This window comes from Runella sp. R0.1_18 (assembly GCF_057652155.1).
Map to the genome: position 1 here is coordinate 1 of NZ_JBYFCK010000095.1, position 520 is coordinate 520.

General features: G+C 46.3%; 1 pseudogene. It reads right to left on the reverse strand.

The features are described 5' to 3' along the window. Positions 1 to 520 (reverse strand): annotated as a pseudogene (locus AC23P2_RS31205) (hypothetical protein); the annotation flags it as partial.

Below are 520 nucleotides of genomic sequence, written 5' to 3' on the forward strand. Positions count from 1 at the left end.
TACCGTCGTTGTCAGTGTCAAGTGGTAGTTTATCCTGTGTATCCAGAATACCATCGTTATCATCATCCGTATCGGTATTGTCAGGAGTTCCATCGCCGTCCGTATCCGTTAAATTAGGGTCAGCCAAATCGGGTAAACCATCGTTGTCAGAATCAGGCAACGTAAATTTTCCATCAGGAGCAAATGTTCCGATTTCAGCTGTATCGAGAATGCCATCGTTATCATCGTCAGTATCAGTGGCATTTGGTGTACCATCATTATCGGTGTCAAGTGCTTTACCCGCTGCTTCGGCTGTATCGAGGATACCATCGCCATCATCATCGGTGTCAGTAACATTTGGTGTACCGTCGTTGTCGGTGTCAAGCGGCAATTTATCAACTACATCAGGTAGCCCGTCGTTATCATCATCCGTATCGGTACTATCAGGAATTCCGTCTCCGTCGGTGTCTACAGCATCAATTAAATCAGGTACACCATCTCCGTCAGAATCAGGTAGGGTGTATTTACCACTTCCGTCGAG